This is a genomic window from Bacteroides sp. NSJ-39 (genome assembly GCF_014287315.1).
GTDB classification, from domain to species: Bacteria; Bacteroidota; Bacteroidia; order Bacteroidales; family Bacteroidaceae; genus Bacteroides; species Bacteroides finegoldii.
The window spans coordinates 72,621-91,239 of sequence record NZ_JACOOB010000009.1 but is presented as its reverse complement, the minus strand read 5'-3'; the positions used below and the strand labels follow the sequence as shown (position 1 = coordinate 91,239).

The following is an 18,619-nucleotide window of genomic DNA, read 5'->3' as shown; positions in this document are numbered from 1 at the left end:
TGTTTTTAATAAATTTAATTCATACTATCATTCAAGGCCTTTTCTAACTCATCAATAGAAAAGCGCGGTTTCTTCTGTGCCTCACGATCCTGAGACTGAGCACACCCGATTCCCTTTTTACGCAACGCCTTATTCCCACTCACATGACCATTCGGGAACTTCCCGCCCTTCGTAAAGAATACTTTCACCCCCAATAAAACCAGGGAAATAGCAACTATTAACAAAGTTATCAGTATAGTCTCAACCATTTCTATTAATTTTGTGAATGCAAAGATAGGCTTTAATGAGATATGAGTTCAGATAAGTCAATCAAATTAACCATATTTAGCAATAGAAGAAGCTAAAACCGCCCTTCTATTCCTTATTATAATAAAGAAACAACATGGAAAAAAAAGACCTAAAGCCGGCCGGCGTATTCAAGTATTTTGAAGAAATCTGCCAAGTACCGCGCCCTTCGAAGAAGGAAGAGAAAATGATTGCCTACCTAAAGGCGTTCGGAGCTAAACATAATCTTGAGACCAAAGTGGACGAAGCGGGCAACGTACTGATTAAAAAGCCTGCCACTCCCGGAAAGGAAAACCTGCAAACTGTAGTACTGCAATCGCACATTGACATGGTATGTGAGAAAAACAATGATGTTCAACACGACTTCCTCACCGATCCAATCGAAACAGAAATAGACGGTGAATGGCTGAAAGCCAAAGGAACTACACTCGGAGCTGACAATGGTATCGGTGTGGCTACGGAGCTGGCTATCCTTGCCGATGACAGCATAGAACACGGACCGCTGGAATGTCTGTTCACCGTAGATGAAGAAACCGGACTGACCGGAGCATTTGCCCTGAAAGAAGGTTTTATGAGCGGAGATATCCTTTTGAATCTCGACTCTGAGGATGAAGGGGAAATCTTTATCGGATGTGCCGGTGGTATTGACTCCGTAGCAGAATTTACGTATAAAGAAATCGAAGTACCTGCCGGATATTTCTTCTTCAAAGTAGAAGTAAAAGGACTGAAAGGAGGCCACTCTGGAGGAGATATCCATCTGGGACGAGGCAATGCCAACAAAATTTTGAACCGTTTCCTTACCCGCATGGCCAACAACCACGATTTGTACCTTTGCGAAATCAACGGTGGAAATCTGCGCAATGCCATCCCTCGTGAAGCTTATGCCATCTGTGCAGTTCCCGAAGATGCAAAACATGACGTACGCACCGAACTGAACATCTTCGCCAGTGAAATGGAAGATGAGCTGTCAGTTGTAGAACCGGATTTGAAATTGGTTCTCGAATCAGAGACTCCCCGCCAGACAGCTATCGACCAAGATACCACCGACCGCCTGTTGAAAGCACTGTATGCGGCTCCTCACGGAGTATATGCAATGAGTCAGGACATTCCGGGACTGGTAGAAACATCCACGAACCTTGCTTCGGTGAAGATGAAACCCGACCATATCATCCGTATTGAAACCAGCCAGCGTAGTTCTATATTGTCCGCACGCAACGATATGGCAAATACCGTACGTGCCGTGTTCAGACTGGCTGGAGCGGAAGTCACTTTCGGTGAAGGTTATCCGGGATGGAAGCCCAATCCGCATTCACCCATTCTCGAAGTAGCAGCCGAATCTTACAAACGCCTGTTCGGTGTAGAAGCCAAAGTGAAAGCAATTCACGCAGGACTCGAATGTGGCCTGTTCCTCGATAAATATCCCACACTGGACATGATTTCCTTCGGACCGACATTGACGGGAGTACACTCTCCGGACGAACGGATGCTTATCCCTACCGTAGAGAAGTTCTGGAAACATTTGTTGGATATTCTGGTACATGTCCCTGCTAAAAAATAAAAGACGGATAAGTCTGCGACAACTAAAGTATGGTAACAGTGAAACAAGAGTAGCTGTTACCATACTCTTGTTTGTTATCTGTTCATGGAGCGTACCGGCACAAGAAAATATCCAGTTCCGTGTTGCCTGCTGGAATACAGAAAACCTGTTCGATACCCGCCATGACAGTCTGAAGAACGATTACGAGTTTCTTCCCAATGCCATACGCCATTGGAATTACAACAGATATAAAAAGAAACTGAGTGATATCGCACGTGTCATCACTGCTATCGGTGAATGGAATCCTCCAGCACTCATAGGTCTCTGCGAAGTAGAGAACGACACAGTACTCCGTGACCTCACCCGCCGTTCGCCTTTGCAAGAGCTCGATTATCGTTATGTAATGACTGACTCTCCTGATCTGAGAGGTATCGATGTGGCTCTTATTTACCAACGGGATTTATTCAAACTCTTATCCTCCCGCTCTATTTCCATTCCTGTGTTCAGGCAACATCGCCCGACAAGAAATTTGCTGCACGTCAACGGTCTGCTGCTGACCGGAGATACATTGGATGTATTCGTCTGCCATCTTCCAAGCCGCTCAGGCGGAGCAAAAGAATCCGAGCCTTATCGACTCCATGCCGCTCAAATTTTACGCACAAAAGTGGATAGCGTCCTGCATACCCGCCTCCATCCTCAAGTCATCATCATGGGCGACTTCAATGATTATCCCAACAATAAATCAATTCGGAAAATACTCGAAGCGGAAGCTCCTCCTATCCGTTCCGATAGTTTGGATATAGCAATCCATCCTGCTACCTCACCCCCATCCCTATCCCCGTTAAAGCTCTATCATCTGCTTGCCCGAAAAGCAAAGACTGCCAACTTCGGTTCATATAAATATCATGGGGAATGGGGATTGCTTGACCATTTAATTGTATCCGGTACATTGCTCAACACTTCCGGTAATTTCTTCACTCGTGAGGAAAAAGCGAAAGTCTGCCAACTTCCTTTTTTGTTGACCGACGACAAAAAGTATGGAGGTAAAGAACCTTTTCGCACCTATAAAGGAATGAAATATCAAGGAGGGTTCAGCGACCACCTTCCCATCTATACAGACTTCGAACTAGTACTCCCCTGACAAAGCTCACACAACCACAGGAAGTAGTTTAGTGCCACCACGTTGGCACAATAGTGACATCGCATTGGCATAACAGTGCTAACGGAGTGGCACAGTCGTGACACTAACGTGGCATGACCACGGCATTAACGTGACGTATTCCATTCAGTCCGAATACTGATAAACCTTTAAGTCAAACTTGGGAACCATTGCCAGCAAATGGTCAAAGATATCCGATTGGATACGTTCGTACTCTTTCCAGATTTTATTTCGGGAAAAGAAGTAAACCTGAATAGGCACTCCGTATATCGTAGCCTCTTTCTGGCTGATAATCAAATCCAAATCTTGGTTCACTACAGGCAAGCTGCACAAATAGCGTTCAATATATACCCTATATACTTGGGAATTGGTCGGAACCGTCCCTTCTTCCGGCTGATAGTCTGCCATCAAGGGAATCTCCTTCCGGTAACGGTCCAGCATTTCCGGTGTACAGAACTGTAAAGTAGTCAGATCTAAGGTAATGTTCTTCATGACCCTCCGTCCTCCCGACTCCGTCATTCCCCGCCAATTCTGAAATGGCGTGCTCACTAACGTATAAGGCGGAACCGTAGAAATTGTATTATCAAAATTCTGAATCTTAACCGTATTCAACGTAATTTCCTGCACCGTGCCATTGGCTTCCCCCGAAGGTAGCGTAATCCAGTCGCCCGGACGTACCATATCATTGGCAGAAAGCTGAATGCCCGCCACAAAGCCCAAAATAGAATCCTTGAATACCAACATCAGGATAGCTGCCGACGCTCCCAATCCTGCAAACAGACTGGCGGGAGATTTATTTACAATAATAGCGATGATGACAATTCCGCCCACAAAGAAAAGAACGACCTGCAAGACTTGAATAAATCCTTTCATAGGCCGGTTCTTCATAGATTCTTTACCATCGTAAATATCCATAATCATCAGCAGGATACCATTGATAGCCAACAATAGTGAAAAGATTATATAAATGGTACACGCTTTCTGTGAAATCAGCAATAACTCTTTTCCACGAACAAATGCCATTGGCAAAAGAGCATAGACAAGAAAAGCCGGAACAGTATGAATCAGATGATGGAACACTTTACGCTTCATCAGCAGTGTATTCCATTTATGCGGCTTTAGCCGGGTATACTGTTTCATTCCTCCTATGAGAATCGCCTGGCAGAGATAATTCAAGCCGACAGCAATCGCTATCATCAATATAGCAATAATAGTTTCATCAAAACGGTCGGCAACTTCCGGGTCTATCCCCCAATCTATCAGGATTTTATTCATCCACTTTCCTAAATCTACCACGAGCATAACTTCTGTCTTTTTTAAGAAATAACAGTCTGGATATACATTTGGTTTAGAAAATAAAAAAAAAGACCGGCATCCGACTCATAAAGAATCAAGACACCGGTCTACACTGCTACTCTCTAAGCATTCTTTTACAAAGGCAAGCCATAACGGCCGTCTACTATCTTTTCCAATTGTTCCGACATTTTCGTCACTATTTTCGGATTCTTCTCTGCTACGTTATTCTTTTCAGCCGGATCTTTCTTTATATCATAAAGTTGAGGTTTCATGCTGTTGCCCAATTCAATATTGACATTTTTGTTATATGCAGGACCTTTTCCGGGACGCAGGTATTTCCACCGTCCATCCGTCACCGACAGATTATTCTGTGCATTCTGAAGTACCAGCCATTCCCGACCTTTCTTTTCTTTACCTGTCCATGCATTCAGTAACGGTTCACTATCTGGAGCAGCCCCTTCCGGCAAACGGAAATTCATCATTTGCGCAAAAGTAGCAAACCAGTCTATCTGACAAAGCAACGCATCCGAAACGATACCGGGACGAATCACTCCCTGCCAGCTCCAAATACACGGCACACGTGTACCGGCTTCGTAAGCACTGTATTTTCCTCCACGATAAACACCTCCGGGTTTATGATCGCCCAGTAATTCTACCGCCTGATCCTTATAACCGTCATCCACTACCGGCCCGTTATCACTAGACAAAACCACTAATGTATTTTTATCCAGTCCCAAGCGTTCCAATGCATCCAGCACTTGTCCTACCGACCAGTCAAACTCAAGAAGACAATCGCCACGAGGTCCCATACCGCTTTTGCCTACAAACTGAGGAGACGGCACACGAGGAACATGTGCATCCTGAGTGGCGAAATACAAAAAGAAGGGAGCATCCTTGTGTCCTTCAATAAAAGATATCGCTTTCCCGGTTAAAGTTTCCGCAATCTTATCATCTTGCCAAAGAGCGGATTTTCCACCTTTCATGTATCCGATACGCGAGATACCGTTAACAATACTTTGATTGTGACCATGGGAAGGATGCATTTTCAGCAGTTCCGGATTGTCTTTCCCGGTAGGTTCACCCGGAAAGTTCTTTTTATAACTTACCTGAATCGGATCATTCGGATCAAGATTAATCACCCGGTCGTTTTCCACAAAAACACACGGCACACGGTCACCGGTAGCGGCCATGATAAATGAATAATCAAACCCGATATCATTTGTGCCCGGTTTCAAAGGCTTGTTCCAATCCTGTTCACCTCCCTTGTCGCCAAGTCCCAAATGCCATTTACCTACCACCCCCGTACTATATCCTGCCTCTTTGAACATATCCGCCATTGTATAACGTTCCGGACGAATGATAGACGCGGCATCTCCGTCTGCAATTCCCGTTCCTTCCTTACGCCAAGCGTATTCACCGGTCAGCATAGCATAACGGGAAGGCGTACTTGTAGCGGCAGCACTATGCGCATTTGTAAAACGTACTCCCATCTTTGCCAAACGCTCTACATTAGGAGTGTGAATCGTCTTCGCTCCATTACAACTCAAATCACCATAGCCTATGTCATCGGCATAAATAAAGACTACATTCGGACGGTTTATCTGTCTTTCCTGAGCAGATGTCTGAGAAACCAGACAAGAGGTTAAAGCCAAAGGCAATATACCATAATAATATTCTTTTTTCATCTTATGTTCTGAAATAATAGGTTATCTGTATTAAGGAGCTACTGTGACTCCGATCTCATTCATTTCTACTTTAGCAATGGTGGCAGCAGGCGTTGTAGCCTCCAGTTTGATGAAACGCGCCTGTACGCCTTTGTTGAAAGTAACCGTTTGCGGCAGAGGATTGTGCATGATATTGCTAAACTCACCATTGGTCGGCACCTCCGCCCAACTCTTCCCATCCGTACTTACATAGAACTTATACTGAAAAGCCATTGTCGGTTTTGCTTCCGCCTTCAAGGGAGCGTATGTAAAGGCTGACAGCTGCACCATCTTTCCCAAGTCAATCGTCAACGGAGAAGCAGCCACCTGTTTCCATTCTTTACGAGGTAAGTCATTCCAACTTTCCGTCTGATTATCTTCCTGCAACGGTGTTGCATAGAACGCGCCGACCTGACTGATATGAGCCGTCAACCGGCATTCATTGATTTTCACTTTCAGTTGACTGGCCTTTACTGCCGGAAAACGCAGCAAACGTTTGTAACCTACGGTAGTACCCTGTCCGACTTCCTGCCATCCCTGTTCGGTCAACACCTCTACGGCAAAGGATTCAACCCGTTGTCCTTTAGCGATATCTTCCTGAAGCATTACCACATTGATTTCCGATTCCGATTTCAAAGAATAAATCTTCTCACTTCCCGAAACCGCATTCCACTCTTTCCGACCTTTCACAACACGATTGTCTGCAAACACTCTTTTCCGGTAAGCAGCAAAATCTTTCAGTCGCTTCACATCGGCCTCGTGAATCAGACCTCTGCGGTCAGGAGGGATATTCAATAAAAGTACTGAGTTATATCCTACCGATTGGAAATAGATATCCGACAAATGTTTCAACGACTTCACTTTCGTATCTTCTTCCGCATGATAGAACCATCCCGGACGAATAGAAACATCCACTTCCGACGGATACCAGAAAAGTTCCGTAGCCTCCGCCAACATCGAACGGCTTCCCAAATCTTTCGCTTTGCTGAATACGCCCAAACGTTTGTTATTCTCCTCCGAACGGGTGTAAATGCCCGGAGTAAGCACCGTCGCACTCCATTCAGTTTCACGTCCCAAACCTTTTTCATTACCAACCCAACGCACATCATCGCCCATTATTGCCATCACGGCCTTCGGTTGCAGACGCTGAATCGTTTTATAGAAAGCTTCCCAGTCATATACCTGCTTCCTTCCGTTCGGTCCCTCCCCATTCGCTCCGTCAAACCAAACTTCGTGTACCTCCCCATAATTGGTAAGTAACTCTGTCAATTGGCGGATAAAGAAGTCGTTATATCGGGGAGAATCTCCATAACATTCCGCGTTACGATCCCAGGGAGAAAGATAAACGCCAAACTTCATATCATATTTATCGCAAGCCTTACGCAATTCCCTTACTACATCGCCTTGTCCTTTTTTCCAAGGAGAAGAAGCTACGGAATGTTTGGTGGTAGCCGTAGGCCAAAGACAAAATCCATCATGATGTTTTGCCGTCAACAGCACCATCTTGAAACCAGCTTCTTTAAGAGTACGAACCCATTGTTCCGCATTCAGTTCGGATGGATTAAACAGCGCCGGATCTTCTTTTCCATCTCCCCATTCACGTCCGGTAAAGGTATTGATACCAAAATGGAGAAAAGCAGTCAACTCCATTTGTTGCCAAGACAACTGCTGGGGAGTAGGGATTAATCGCGCAGCCATATCTACCTTTTGCTCCAAAGTCGCATTTTGAGGAAACTCAAGATGTTTCACATAATAATTCTCTTTTTTCTGCGCCTGTCCTGCCGACTTCACCGGATAAAGAGTGAATTCAAAACTCTGTTTTTTTAACGGAACCAAATACTGAGGCAATACTCCGGGACCACAAGTAGCTGTTCCTACGCCAGCCTGCTCTGCATCCAAATGCACAGTCACCAGTCCGTCACGTTCCAACTCATTAATATGACGGGCTTTCTCCAATAATACATCCGAGAAAGGAACTATGCTAAACTGGAAAGGACGATTTGAATCGACAAAGATTCCTTCACCGGAACGATCGGTGAATTTCGTCCAACGCACATCTGTACGGTTACCGGTAGATTGCGGAGTGACATAATAGTGGAACATCCGTTCGGGTGTTGTCTGATATAAGCCAATTTTACCGGACTGGACACGGTCAGCATACGTTTCATTGTCACCACGTCCCAGATAAGAAACTTGATCGTAAGTATCCGCCACACGGAAAGTCAGTCCCAGACGTGCCATAGACTTGACAATCGCTGTATCCGGTTGGAAAGTAGTACGCATCTTTAATGCACCGTTCTTATCAAGCATATAGATAAAGTCGGCAGTTCCCACTTTCTGACCTTTTGCATTAAGAAGCTCGATAGTCGCAGTTGTCGTATTCTTCCCTTCTTTCAATGAGGTCACCTTTTGAGTCAGATTATCCAATCCCGCTTTACGCCACAAGCGAGCTCCGTTCTTGTCACGGTTATCATTATCCGTAGCCGGACGGAAAAGACTAAGAGTGATCGGAGTAGCCAACAGTTCCTTACCATCCAAAGCAAGAGAAGTAAGCGCTCCCGTTTCTTTATCCACCGTGAAAGCCGTCTCACCCGCTTTTTGCGGACGATAGCCCGTATAATTCTTATTGCCGACAATAACAAACTGATCGTATGCCACTTCCCAATCTTCGGTTATCATCGGAGAAGCTTCCCTGCGTGTCCAACTAATATTCAGATAAGCCTCACGGACTGTCTTCGGCAGAATCACATTTCCTAACGACACGTCTATGGTAGCGTGTGGTTCACAGTCTAATACTTTCGTACCTTCTGCAATTTTCTCTCCAGTATCAGCCGTCACATTCCAATGAAGTTCATATTCGTTCAGGTTAGAGAAGTCGTACCAGTTCTTGATACGAAGTTTCATGTTCTTCGGACTCAGCAGAGTTGCTTTTATATTCTGATACACTTTCTTCACTTCGAGCAGATGAGGATGTGGCTGACGGTCGGCATTCACCAAACCGTTACAGCAGAAGTTGCCGAAGCTTGGTATTCCTTCCGGTCCGTAATCACCGCCATACGTCCAATACCATTTGCCGTTCTTGTCTATTTCACGGAAAGACTGATCCACCCAGTCCCAAACATTACCGCCTTGTGCCATTGGTTCGTTTTCAAAAACATCCCAATAGTCTTTCAATCCACCACAACTGTTACCCATCGCGTGCAAATATTCGCAAAGGATGAAGGGACGATAAATATCCTTTTTCGCTACATACGCTTTTATCTCATCTACACTACGGTACATACGGCAATAAATATCCGTATTGTAATTCAGTTCGGCACGTTCATATTGAACAGGACGAGTCTTGTCCACCGATTTCAGCCAATCGTATGTACGTTCAAAGTTGATACCGTTTCCGGCCTCATTGCCCAATGACCAGATAACAATAGCGGGATGATTCTTCGAACGCTCGTACATACGATGTGTACGGTCCATGTGCGCAGTCAGCCAAGTGCTGTCTTTAGCAAGAGAAGCAGGACCGTAGCCCATTCCATGTGATTCGATGTTAGCCTCATCAATCATATACAATCCGTAACGGTCGCAAAGCTGATACCAATAAGGATGAGTAGGATAATGAGAATTGCGTACCAGGTTGATATTATGCTCTTTCATCAGCTTAATATCCAGTTCCATCAGTTCCTTACTTACGGTACGTCCCAATTGGGAATGTTCGTGACGGTTAGTCCCCTTTACCAATACCGGCACACCGTTGATACAAAAACGCCCGTTCTTGATTTCCGAAGTACGGAAACCGACTTCACAACCGGTCAGTTCGGTTACTTTCCCTTGTGCGTCTTTCAGCTCAAGCACCAGTGTGTACAAATTAGGATATTCGGCACTCCACGGTTTTACATTAGGAATCTTCTTCTCTTCAAATGCTATAAAATTACTCAATCCACGGGATTTGATATTGATAACATCCTTCAGAACGGCTTTGCCGAAGGTATCCTTTAGTGTATAAGCAATCGAGCTTGCCGTAGAAGACGGACCTTCTACCGTCACTTCAAGTCCGAAAAGTCCGTCTTTGTACGTTTCCTTATCCAAAGAGGCATTCAGTTTGTAGTCGGCGATATATTGTTTTGGTGTACTGTAAAGATACACATCCCGCTCGATACCGCTCAAACGCCACATATCCTGACATTCCAGATAAGCACCCGAACTCCAACGGTAGACTTCCAAAGCTACTACGTTCTCTCCTTCGGTCAATACCTCTGTAATATCCCATTCAGCCGCAGTTTTCGAACCTTGATTATATCCGAGCAATTTACCGTTCACCCATACATAATAAAAAGAGATTACCCCCTCGCAGCAAAGTACTACCCTACGTCCTTTCCAATCGGCAGGCACTTTGAAAGTACGGCGATACGAACCGACTTCATTCTCGGCATGAGGCACTAACGGCGGATTCTTCTTGAAATTGAACATCTTATCATCGAACTCATACGTCTCATTGACGTAGATAGCTGTTCCGTATCCCTGCCGTTCCCAATTTCCGGGCACATTGATGTCAGCCCAACCTCCTGTATAATAAGAAGGTTGATAAAAGTCTTTCGGACGGTTGTCCGGGTTCTTCACCCAATGGAACTTCCATTTCCCGTTCAAAGACATATAATAAGGAGATTGCTCATAGCCTCCCGGCTTCTCAATATCGGAAGCATTGGCATAAGGCCATACATAAGTGTGAGGAGTGAGTTTATTCAGTCCTACAGCATACTGGCTTTGCCATTCGGGCAACGGCTGTTTCTGTGCCGAAGCAAAAACAGTAGCAGTCAGTCCTGCCAATAAGAGTAAAAAAGTTCGTTTCTTCAGGTTCTTCATGGTTATTGTTATGACTATGTTGTACTATTCAATAATGATCTCATCAAAATATACTCTCGATTCCTGTCCCGGACGAACATGGTCGGCAGGACATTCCCCCGCTCCATTCACCGTTACACGAATATACCTTGCCTCCGTTCCTTTCATATCCATAGAAAGATCTTCAATATAGGTGCCTTCACGGAATATTTCTTCAGGAGTGTAGTTCAATCCGGTTACGTCACGATAAGATTTATTATCGTCTGATACAGCTATACGTATTGATTTCGGTTTATGTACGCCCATACCATAGTTCGTGATACAACCGATTGTAAAAGTATTCATTTTTTCCTTCTGCTGCAAATCTATGGTAAAAGAAATAAGGTCGTTCTTGTCCCAACAGCACCATTCAAAGTCAGTCTGTTTCAGGCTTCCACGAACACCATTGAGCATAAGCATCTCATTCTGTTTATTTCCAAGTATCGTCTTAGCAGTCGCTTTGTTCCACGTAATCGGCAATACAAGCGTCTTTCCCATCTGCACACCTTCTGCAAAGGTAGCACATTTAATGAGTTGAGTCCCTGTTACAATCAGTGAGTCTGAATACACAGAAGAATTTGCCACAGGTTCACTGCCATCAATAGTATAGCGAATCTCTACATCGGGACGAATACATTCCAGATTTAACTTCAACCCACCGTTTTCCGGTGTTACTTTATGCTGGATATTGTACATCGAACGGGCATAGACAATACCTTTTTCTGCAATATGCCCGTTATACCGGTCCATAGCTTGCAGGAACGAAGCCCAATCTTTCTTTTCCGGTTGTGTCCACGCTACTTCCGCCACCGCTGCCAGACGAGGGAACAAAAGATAATCCACATCTTCCGGTTTATTGCAGAATTCCGTCCACATAGAACCTTGTACCCCCATCAGCAATGAAGCATATTCCGGTTTCCAGTCTTTTTGTACCGGTTCATAGTCATATACATCTTTCAATGTATTATTGCCGAAATATGTCAAAGGTTCGAACCATTGCGGCCCTTGATAACGAATCAGATACATGATACGTGCCGGAGTCATAATGAAACGGTGTCCCTTTTCCGCAGCTTTCAGTGCAGCCTTGCCATATCCCTGCCAACCAAGAATAATAGAGCCTTCCGGCAAGAAACTACTGTTAGTCAGTTCATCCCAACCAATCACTTCACGACCTTTACTACGTACATAGTCACTTATCCGCTGCATAAAATAACCTTGAAGGTCTTCTTCATTAGCCAAGCCTTCTTTCTTCATACGAGTCTGACACAACGGACATTTTTTCCAATGTGTCTTTTGAGCTTCATCGCCTCCGATATGGATATAACGGGAAGGGAATAACTCCATAATCTCATCCATCACATTCTGCAAAAAAGTGAAAACACTGTCATTTCCGGCACAAAAAATGATTTCTGAGTTTCGTCCTCCCAAACCGGGCAATACACCGATATAGTCCTTCACTACCGGACAAGCCAATTTCGGATAAGCCGTCAATGCAGCGTTACTATGGGCAGGCATATCTATCTCCGGCACAATCTCGATCTGGCGTTCGGCCGCATAAGCTACCATTTCCTTTATATCTTTTTGCGAATAGAAACCTCCTATCGGAGTCGGTTCTCCGGATTTCGGATTACGCCGGGCCGGAAACGGAACGTCCATACGATCCACTCTCCATGCGCCAACCTCAGTCAAACGAGGATACTTCTTTATTTCTATGCGCCAGCCGTTGTCATCTGTCAGATGGAAATGCAGTTTATTTATCTTCAACATCGACATACAGTCAATGATACGCAAAACGTTCTCTTTAGGAATAAAAAAACGTGATGCATCCAGTAACAAGGCACGGTACTCAAAACGAGGTTCATCCTGAACATTCATGGCAGGAATGCTCCACTTCTCTTTTTTATCCGACAGACTTTCTCTTTCGATAGATGCGGGAAGTAATTGCCGGATAGTTTGCAAAGCATAAAAGAATCCCTTATCACCGGAAGCCTTAACGATAATTTCCTCTGGAGAAACTTCCAATGAATATGCTTCGCTCTTTAAAGAAGCATCCGTTACAAACCGAACATCCCCCTTTTCCGTAGCGCCCACAACCAACTTGGGAGTAAAACCGGCTGCATTGGTAAATCGGGAAATAAGACTGGCTGCCACAGCCGCCTGTTCCTCATTCTCCACCACAAATACAGTTTTGTCTGAGAAGAGATAGTTGCCACTGCCCGGCACCAAATGTGCCGGACGTGGAACCAAGGGTATGTCATGTGTCAAGTTAGTATCAGTACATCCCGTCGTAACTGGTAGTAAAAAACCTATCAATAAGATAAAGATATATTTAATCATGCTGATGTATTTTATTTATTCTTTGTCTCTGTCCGGTGAAAAGCGAACAGGATCATTGTATTGTTCTTGCAACTTTTGCAATTCTTCTTTCAGTTCGTTCACTACGGATTCATATTCAGGTTGTCCGTAAAGGTTGTGCATTTCGCTCGGATCCGTCTTCATGTCATACAGTTCCCACCAATTAATGTCATTGTAAAAATGAATCAGTTTATAACGTTCTGTACGCACTCCATAATGGCGTTTTACCATGTGTTCTGCCGGATATTCATAGAAATGATAATAAAGGGCTTTTCTCCAGTTTTCCGGCTGTTTTCCTTTCAATAAAGGAACCAACGAAACTCCTTGAATATCCGATGGTATCTCCACTCCTGCCAATTCGAGGAAAGTCGGTGCATAATCTATGTTCTGTACCATTTCAGTAATATCTCCTCTACGATCGAATCCTTTCGGTAGACGCATTATCAAAGGAGTACGCATGGACTCTTCATACATAAAGCGCTTATCGAACCAGCCATGTTCGCCCATATAGAATCCCTGGTCGGAGGTATAGACAACAAGAGTATTATCCAACAGTCCTTTTTCTTTCAGATAGTCGAGCACACGACCTACATTATCATCAAGAGATTTCACAGTTTTCATATAATCACGCATATAACGCTGGAATTTCCAGTTGGCAAGTTCCTTTCCTTGCAGATTTTGCTTATAGAAATCTTCTATAATCGGAGCATAGAATTTATCCCATGCGGCACGTTGTCCCTCGTCCATCCGTCCCAAAAATTTCTCATAAAGAGATTTCAGGCGTGAATTTTTATCCGACCGCAACATTTTAAGGTCGTAGATCATATCCATATCTTTCACGACACTCATTTCCTGAGCAGCCGCTGCAGGACGTCCTTCATAGTCGTCAAAGAAATTATCCGGCAATGGGAAAGTTTTATCTTCGTACAAAGCCAGATTACAAGTATCCGCCATCCAATTACGATGAATAGCCTTGTGATGAATCAACAAGCAGAAAGGTTTCTCCGGGTTTCGCTTGTGTTCCATCCAATCAATGGCATTGTCCGTTATAAGATTGGTGATATATCCATGTTTCTGAATCGTATCATTTTTTTGTGTGATGAAATCCGGATTATAATAATCTCCTTGTCCCGGAACGATTTCCCAATAATCAAATCCTGACGGTAAACTCTCCAAATGCCATTTTCCTACCAATGCAGTCTGATAACCGGCTTTCTGCAAAAGTTTTGGAAAGGTTTGTTGGGAACTATCGAAAATACAAGTCGTATTATCATAGAATTTATTGGCACAGCTATGTTTACCCGTTATCATGCAGGCACGGCTGGGACCACTTAACGAATTGGCTACAAAACTTTGAGTAAAACGGACGCCATCGGCAGCAATACGGTCAAGATTCGGTGTTTCCATATAGCGAGTATCATAACAGCTCATCATCTGAGCCGTATGGTCGTCTGTCATGATATAGACAATGTTCAGGGGAGACTGTTCAGCAGGCTTTTGTTTACCGGTGCATGAAGCAAAAGAAGCAAGGGTAGCTACTCCCGCTAAAGAATAGAATAAGTTTGATTGCAGATTTTCCATAATAAATTTGTGTTAGATTGAGAAAGTAAAGATAGGGAGGGATCCCTATCTTCACTTCCACAAATCATCAATTAAAATCCAATATTTTTCAATGTAGTCCATATACCGAAAATGTATCACTCACCTACAACTATTTTACAGTATAAGATTGATCTTAAGTTATTAAAGATGGTTTGAAAAATATTAGTAGAAAGGATAATACTTTCCAGGAATCGTTTCCTTATAGTCCCTATTTACCAGCTCGTTAGATTCACGTTTATAATTATCATTGACATAGAAACGAATCCAGTCTATAATCATTCTCGGACCTTCGGTTGCATATTTTGTAGGATCAATTGATTTTAGCTCCGTATCCCAACCCGCAGGAAGGTCAGGAGAAATAGTATTGCTTTCTCCAAATAAATCCCATCGCATTATTAAATAAAGTCCCTTCGCTCCCACTGAAGTACCTGTTGAGGCTTTTGTAAAAGGCCATGAATTTAGCATATCTTTTGATACTTCTAAAGTAGTAGAACCATTAATACCTAATTTTATTGTATTTTCATCTACTAATTCCATCCAATAGATATTATAATCTTCTACTTTAGGAATAGCTGTTACAACACTTTTCACATCACTAATTGTTTCTCCCCTAACAGACTGTGTGATTGCAGTTCCAGAAACATTCTTAAGGATACATATTGATTGTTTAGCCTCTTTACTCGTAGTAGCTGTCGATGGGTTTTTCACTTCTATCATTGGTACAAATCCAGTCCTATTGCCTCCTAAGCGGACTTTCACTTCAATACGCATACCTGGATAGATGCGAGTAACATTCTGAGCCCACATTTGAGCTAAAGACTTACAGCAATGTATTGCCGCCGTCCCATAGTTAGTACCTTCTACACCAACACATATATTCAGTTCTCCTTCATTTGTAACCTGAGCATATTTTGTCCAATTAATATTCAATACAGGCTGTCTATTAGCATCTGTTGCATTACCTAATTTTAAATAATCCCCAGATATTGCATTATTATGGAACTCAATAGCATAATCAAACTTCCACTGGTTACCTAATTCCGCATTTGGATGTGCCATACCTTCTGTGATCTTAACAGTTTCTTGTCCAGTAAACCAATCATCATCATAAGAAATAAACATAATGTTTGGATTCTCATATACTTTTGTTATATCATACAAATTAGGATCAGCTATAGATTCCAAATCAGTCATTGTAATAGTCAGTATAGATTCTGTCATCGGATTTATAGGAGAATTACTTTGTAAATTCAATACTAACTGTAAATCTCCTGTCATTTCATAATCCTGTTTAATAGTAACAGCGGCACTTTTTACCGAAGTTCTTCCGGCAGGAATCGTTAAAGTAGGAGGTAAGTTCTCATACAAGTCTTCTTCCCCTTCTTTTGGAGTAACTGTTATTTCAAGAGGAACAGAACTTGGTTTATCAATTTTAGCAACCAATACAAACTTTCCACCTTCAGTCACCACATTCTCCGTGTTATTCTCTAATGACATTGATATCCGATAATAATCGGATACTTTAATTGCTTGACTCGAATTTGCCATTTTATAACCACGCGCGAAAGCAACAAACTCCATCGCAGTACTCCCCGTCAATCCGGATTTCTTCACTGGAAAATCCACCTGAATTTGTTTTTCTCCTTTTGGAAACGTAACAATACCGCTAAATGGTTCAAATACATCCGATACATCTTCAGTACCAGCTTTAGCCGTAAAGTAAATATCAAAGTCCTCGTTAGCTACCATCTCATTCCCATCTGCATCAGCATCCACATTGATGTTTACTTTCAGATTTTCTCCCATCACAAATGCCTTTTCGTTAATGCTCATAGTCAACGGCACCGCTTCCGGCAAAGGACGATATTTTGTTTCATCTTCACAACCTGTCAAACTTATAGTAAACAAGCATATTGGAAGCATTCTATATAATATGTTCTTCATATCTTTATTTATCTAATTATCATCAATAAATATTGTTCTATTCTCTTATTTCCTCTGCCATCCCGGATTTTGTTCCAGTTCGTGATTCAGTGACAATTCACTCGGAGGAATTGGCAGCAGATAGTCACGGCTAGAATCAAACTGGTAGCCTCGTGGAAGAACCTCTTTCTGTGGATCAAGCCAACCATCCGTAGTTAAAATAGTCTTCAAATCTACAGCTGTTTTAGGATCAAATGCTTTGTATAACACACCATCTGCTCCAAAATATGCCCCTGTTCCACGTTTTCCCTGAATCAATTTGTGAGCTCTCCAACGCATCAAGTCATCCAAACGGAATCCTTGTAAAGCTAGTTCCGACCGTCTTTCCCTACGAATTTCCTGCAATTTGGCAGAGATTGGATAACCAAAATCGGTAAAATTAGGATCAATTTCAGCAGGAGCAGTATAGGTCACTCCCGCACGTTCACGCAAAGGCTTCAATGTCTTTTCCAATACATCAGGATCACATTTATCTAATTCTTCTGCAGCTTCCGCATAAGCTAACAAAGCTTCTGCATAACGAATTATCGGAAGTGAGGTCTCACCCTGACCACTGACATAAGTTGTATCAATACTCATACGAATATGATAACCAGTTGCATTACGTGCCGGACCACTTTCTGTTAGATAAGGAGGACGAACTTTCTGTTTATTTTCATCCGAATATTCATCCACAAACATAGCTTTTGACTTAGACTCAGGAGATGTAGACTTAAATTTACAGTCTGAATGCATAACTGTCGCTAACAAACGAGCATCACGTTCTTTAAATGTAAGGTTGAAATCCTTATAAATTCCATCGTTAGGATCAATAAAGCTTCCGTCAGCATTCAGATAATTATCAATCAATGATTGAGCTAAACCAGCCGCTCCACTGTTGTCCACATAACCAGCACCTAAGTTACTACTCAAATTATGAGTCACTCCATCTGCTATCGAATACTTTTTCCAAAAAACGACCTCTGTCATATCCGACAAATCTTTCGAATTAAACAAGTGTGCATAAGCATCTTCTTTTGATACAAATTTCTTATCATTATCCTTTGTATTTAAAGAAAGTCCCATAGTAAATAATTCGTCACCTAGTGTCAACACTTGTCCCAAAAGATCTGTAGATTTATCCTCTGCGGCTGCAAAATCTGTTCCCTTATGATACTTTTCCCATGTACCCTCATAAAGCGCCACTCTCATGGCCATGATGATAGCAGCTTCTTTGCAAATCCTCAAGCCTTTATACTGACTACGTGAATAAAGCAAATTCTTAGCCGTCTTCAAATCATCAATAATAAACTGTGCCACTGCCGAACGATCGCGTGGGGGAATTTGCAAACCTGCAACTGTAGCGTTTCCATCCCAAAATTTATCCATTACAGGAATACTACCAAATCTAGTTAGTAAGTAAAAATGCCAATAAGCACGGAAAAAATAAGCTTCCCCTTTCAGTGACAGCACATCCTTTGTTTCCTCTGCTTCTGGAACTTTATAATATTCAAAAAAATAATTTACATTACGTAGATTCTGGTATCCGTTCTGCCATTCGGCAGTACCTCCTCCTGTCTCCAACAGCTCTCCATTAAGACGTTTATCATAAACCTCCGCCACGATATTGTCACTATTCTTTTCTTCTCCACGGACTCCCATATCATAAGTACCAAAAGAAGGAAGTGCTATATACAAACCATTAATATAATTGTTCACTGCACTTGCATTGGACAAGAATGTTTCACTATTGGGGGTTGTCATGGGGTCTCTATCTAGAAAATCGGAACACGCCGACATCATAACACTTGCCCCTACCGCTAATAATATATATAATTTTTTCAT

The 18,619-nt window shown here is 42.9% G+C and carries 10 protein-coding genes and 1 pseudogene; 2 read left to right on the top strand and 9 right to left on the bottom strand.

What is annotated here, in order from left to right; all coding sequences use genetic code 11:
- Nucleotides 1-14: 14 nt before the first annotated feature.
- Entirely contained in the window at nucleotides 15-248 is a 234-nt protein-coding gene (locus H8S63_RS12075) for a hypothetical protein (RefSeq protein ID WP_005678489.1), read from the bottom strand.
- 134 nt (nucleotides 249-382) lie between these two features.
- Here H8S63_RS12075 and H8S63_RS12070 point away from each other — a divergent pair, with 134 nt between their 5' ends.
- Nucleotides 383-1,843, top strand: a complete 1,461-nt coding sequence (locus tag H8S63_RS12070; protein ID WP_186926914.1) for an aminoacyl-histidine dipeptidase — start codon at nucleotides 383-385, stop codon at nucleotides 1,841-1,843.
- Nucleotides 1,824-2,963, top strand: a complete 1,140-nt coding sequence (locus H8S63_RS12065) for an endonuclease (RefSeq protein WP_186926913.1) — start codon at nucleotides 1,824-1,826, stop codon at nucleotides 2,961-2,963. The genes H8S63_RS12070 and H8S63_RS12065 overlap by 20 nt, the downstream gene beginning before the upstream one ends.
- A gap of 144 nt (nucleotides 2,964-3,107) precedes the next feature.
- On the opposite strand, the gene H8S63_RS12060 is transcribed toward H8S63_RS12065, so the two are convergent.
- The 8 genes and pseudogenes from H8S63_RS12060 to H8S63_RS12030 form a co-directional block, all read right to left on the bottom strand.
- The gene (locus H8S63_RS12060; RefSeq protein WP_186926912.1) at nucleotides 3,108-4,283 is read right to left on the bottom strand and encodes a mechanosensitive ion channel family protein; all 1,176 of its coding nucleotides are present in this window, start codon (nucleotides 4,281-4,283) and stop codon (nucleotides 3,108-3,110) included.
- Between the two features lie 128 nt (nucleotides 4,284-4,411).
- Nucleotides 4,412-5,962, bottom strand: coding sequence for a sulfatase-like hydrolase/transferase (locus H8S63_RS12055; RefSeq protein WP_186926911.1), 1,551 nt, complete (start codon nucleotides 5,960-5,962; stop codon nucleotides 4,412-4,414).
- Nucleotides 5,963-5,992: 30 nt separating this feature from the next.
- On the bottom strand, nucleotides 5,993-7,771 hold the full coding sequence (locus H8S63_RS20355) for an alpha-L-fucosidase (protein ID WP_333558385.1): 1,779 nt from the start codon (nucleotides 7,769-7,771) through the stop codon (nucleotides 5,993-5,995).
- Nucleotides 7,766-10,837, bottom strand: a pseudogene (locus H8S63_RS20350) (glycoside hydrolase family 2 TIM barrel-domain containing protein); the annotation flags it as partial. The pseudogene H8S63_RS20350 and the gene H8S63_RS20355, both read right to left, overlap by 6 nt.
- A gap of 24 nt (nucleotides 10,838-10,861) precedes the next feature.
- The gene (locus tag H8S63_RS12045) at nucleotides 10,862-13,192 is read right to left on the bottom strand and encodes a glycoside hydrolase family 20 protein (protein WP_186926909.1); all 2,331 of its coding nucleotides are present in this window, start codon (nucleotides 13,190-13,192) and stop codon (nucleotides 10,862-10,864) included.
- Between the two features lie 15 nt (nucleotides 13,193-13,207).
- Entirely contained in the window at nucleotides 13,208-14,791 is a 1,584-nt protein-coding gene (locus H8S63_RS12040) for a sulfatase (protein WP_186926908.1), read from the bottom strand.
- A 183-nt stretch (nucleotides 14,792-14,974) separates the two neighbouring features.
- On the bottom strand, nucleotides 14,975-16,756 hold the full coding sequence (locus H8S63_RS12035; RefSeq protein WP_186926907.1) for a DUF5006 domain-containing protein: 1,782 nt from the start codon (nucleotides 16,754-16,756) through the stop codon (nucleotides 14,975-14,977).
- Between the two features lie 45 nt (nucleotides 16,757-16,801).
- Nucleotides 16,802-18,619: a RagB/SusD family nutrient uptake outer membrane protein gene (locus tag H8S63_RS12030; protein ID WP_186926906.1), complete on the bottom strand. Its 1,818-nt coding sequence runs from the start codon at nucleotides 18,617-18,619 to the stop codon at nucleotides 16,802-16,804.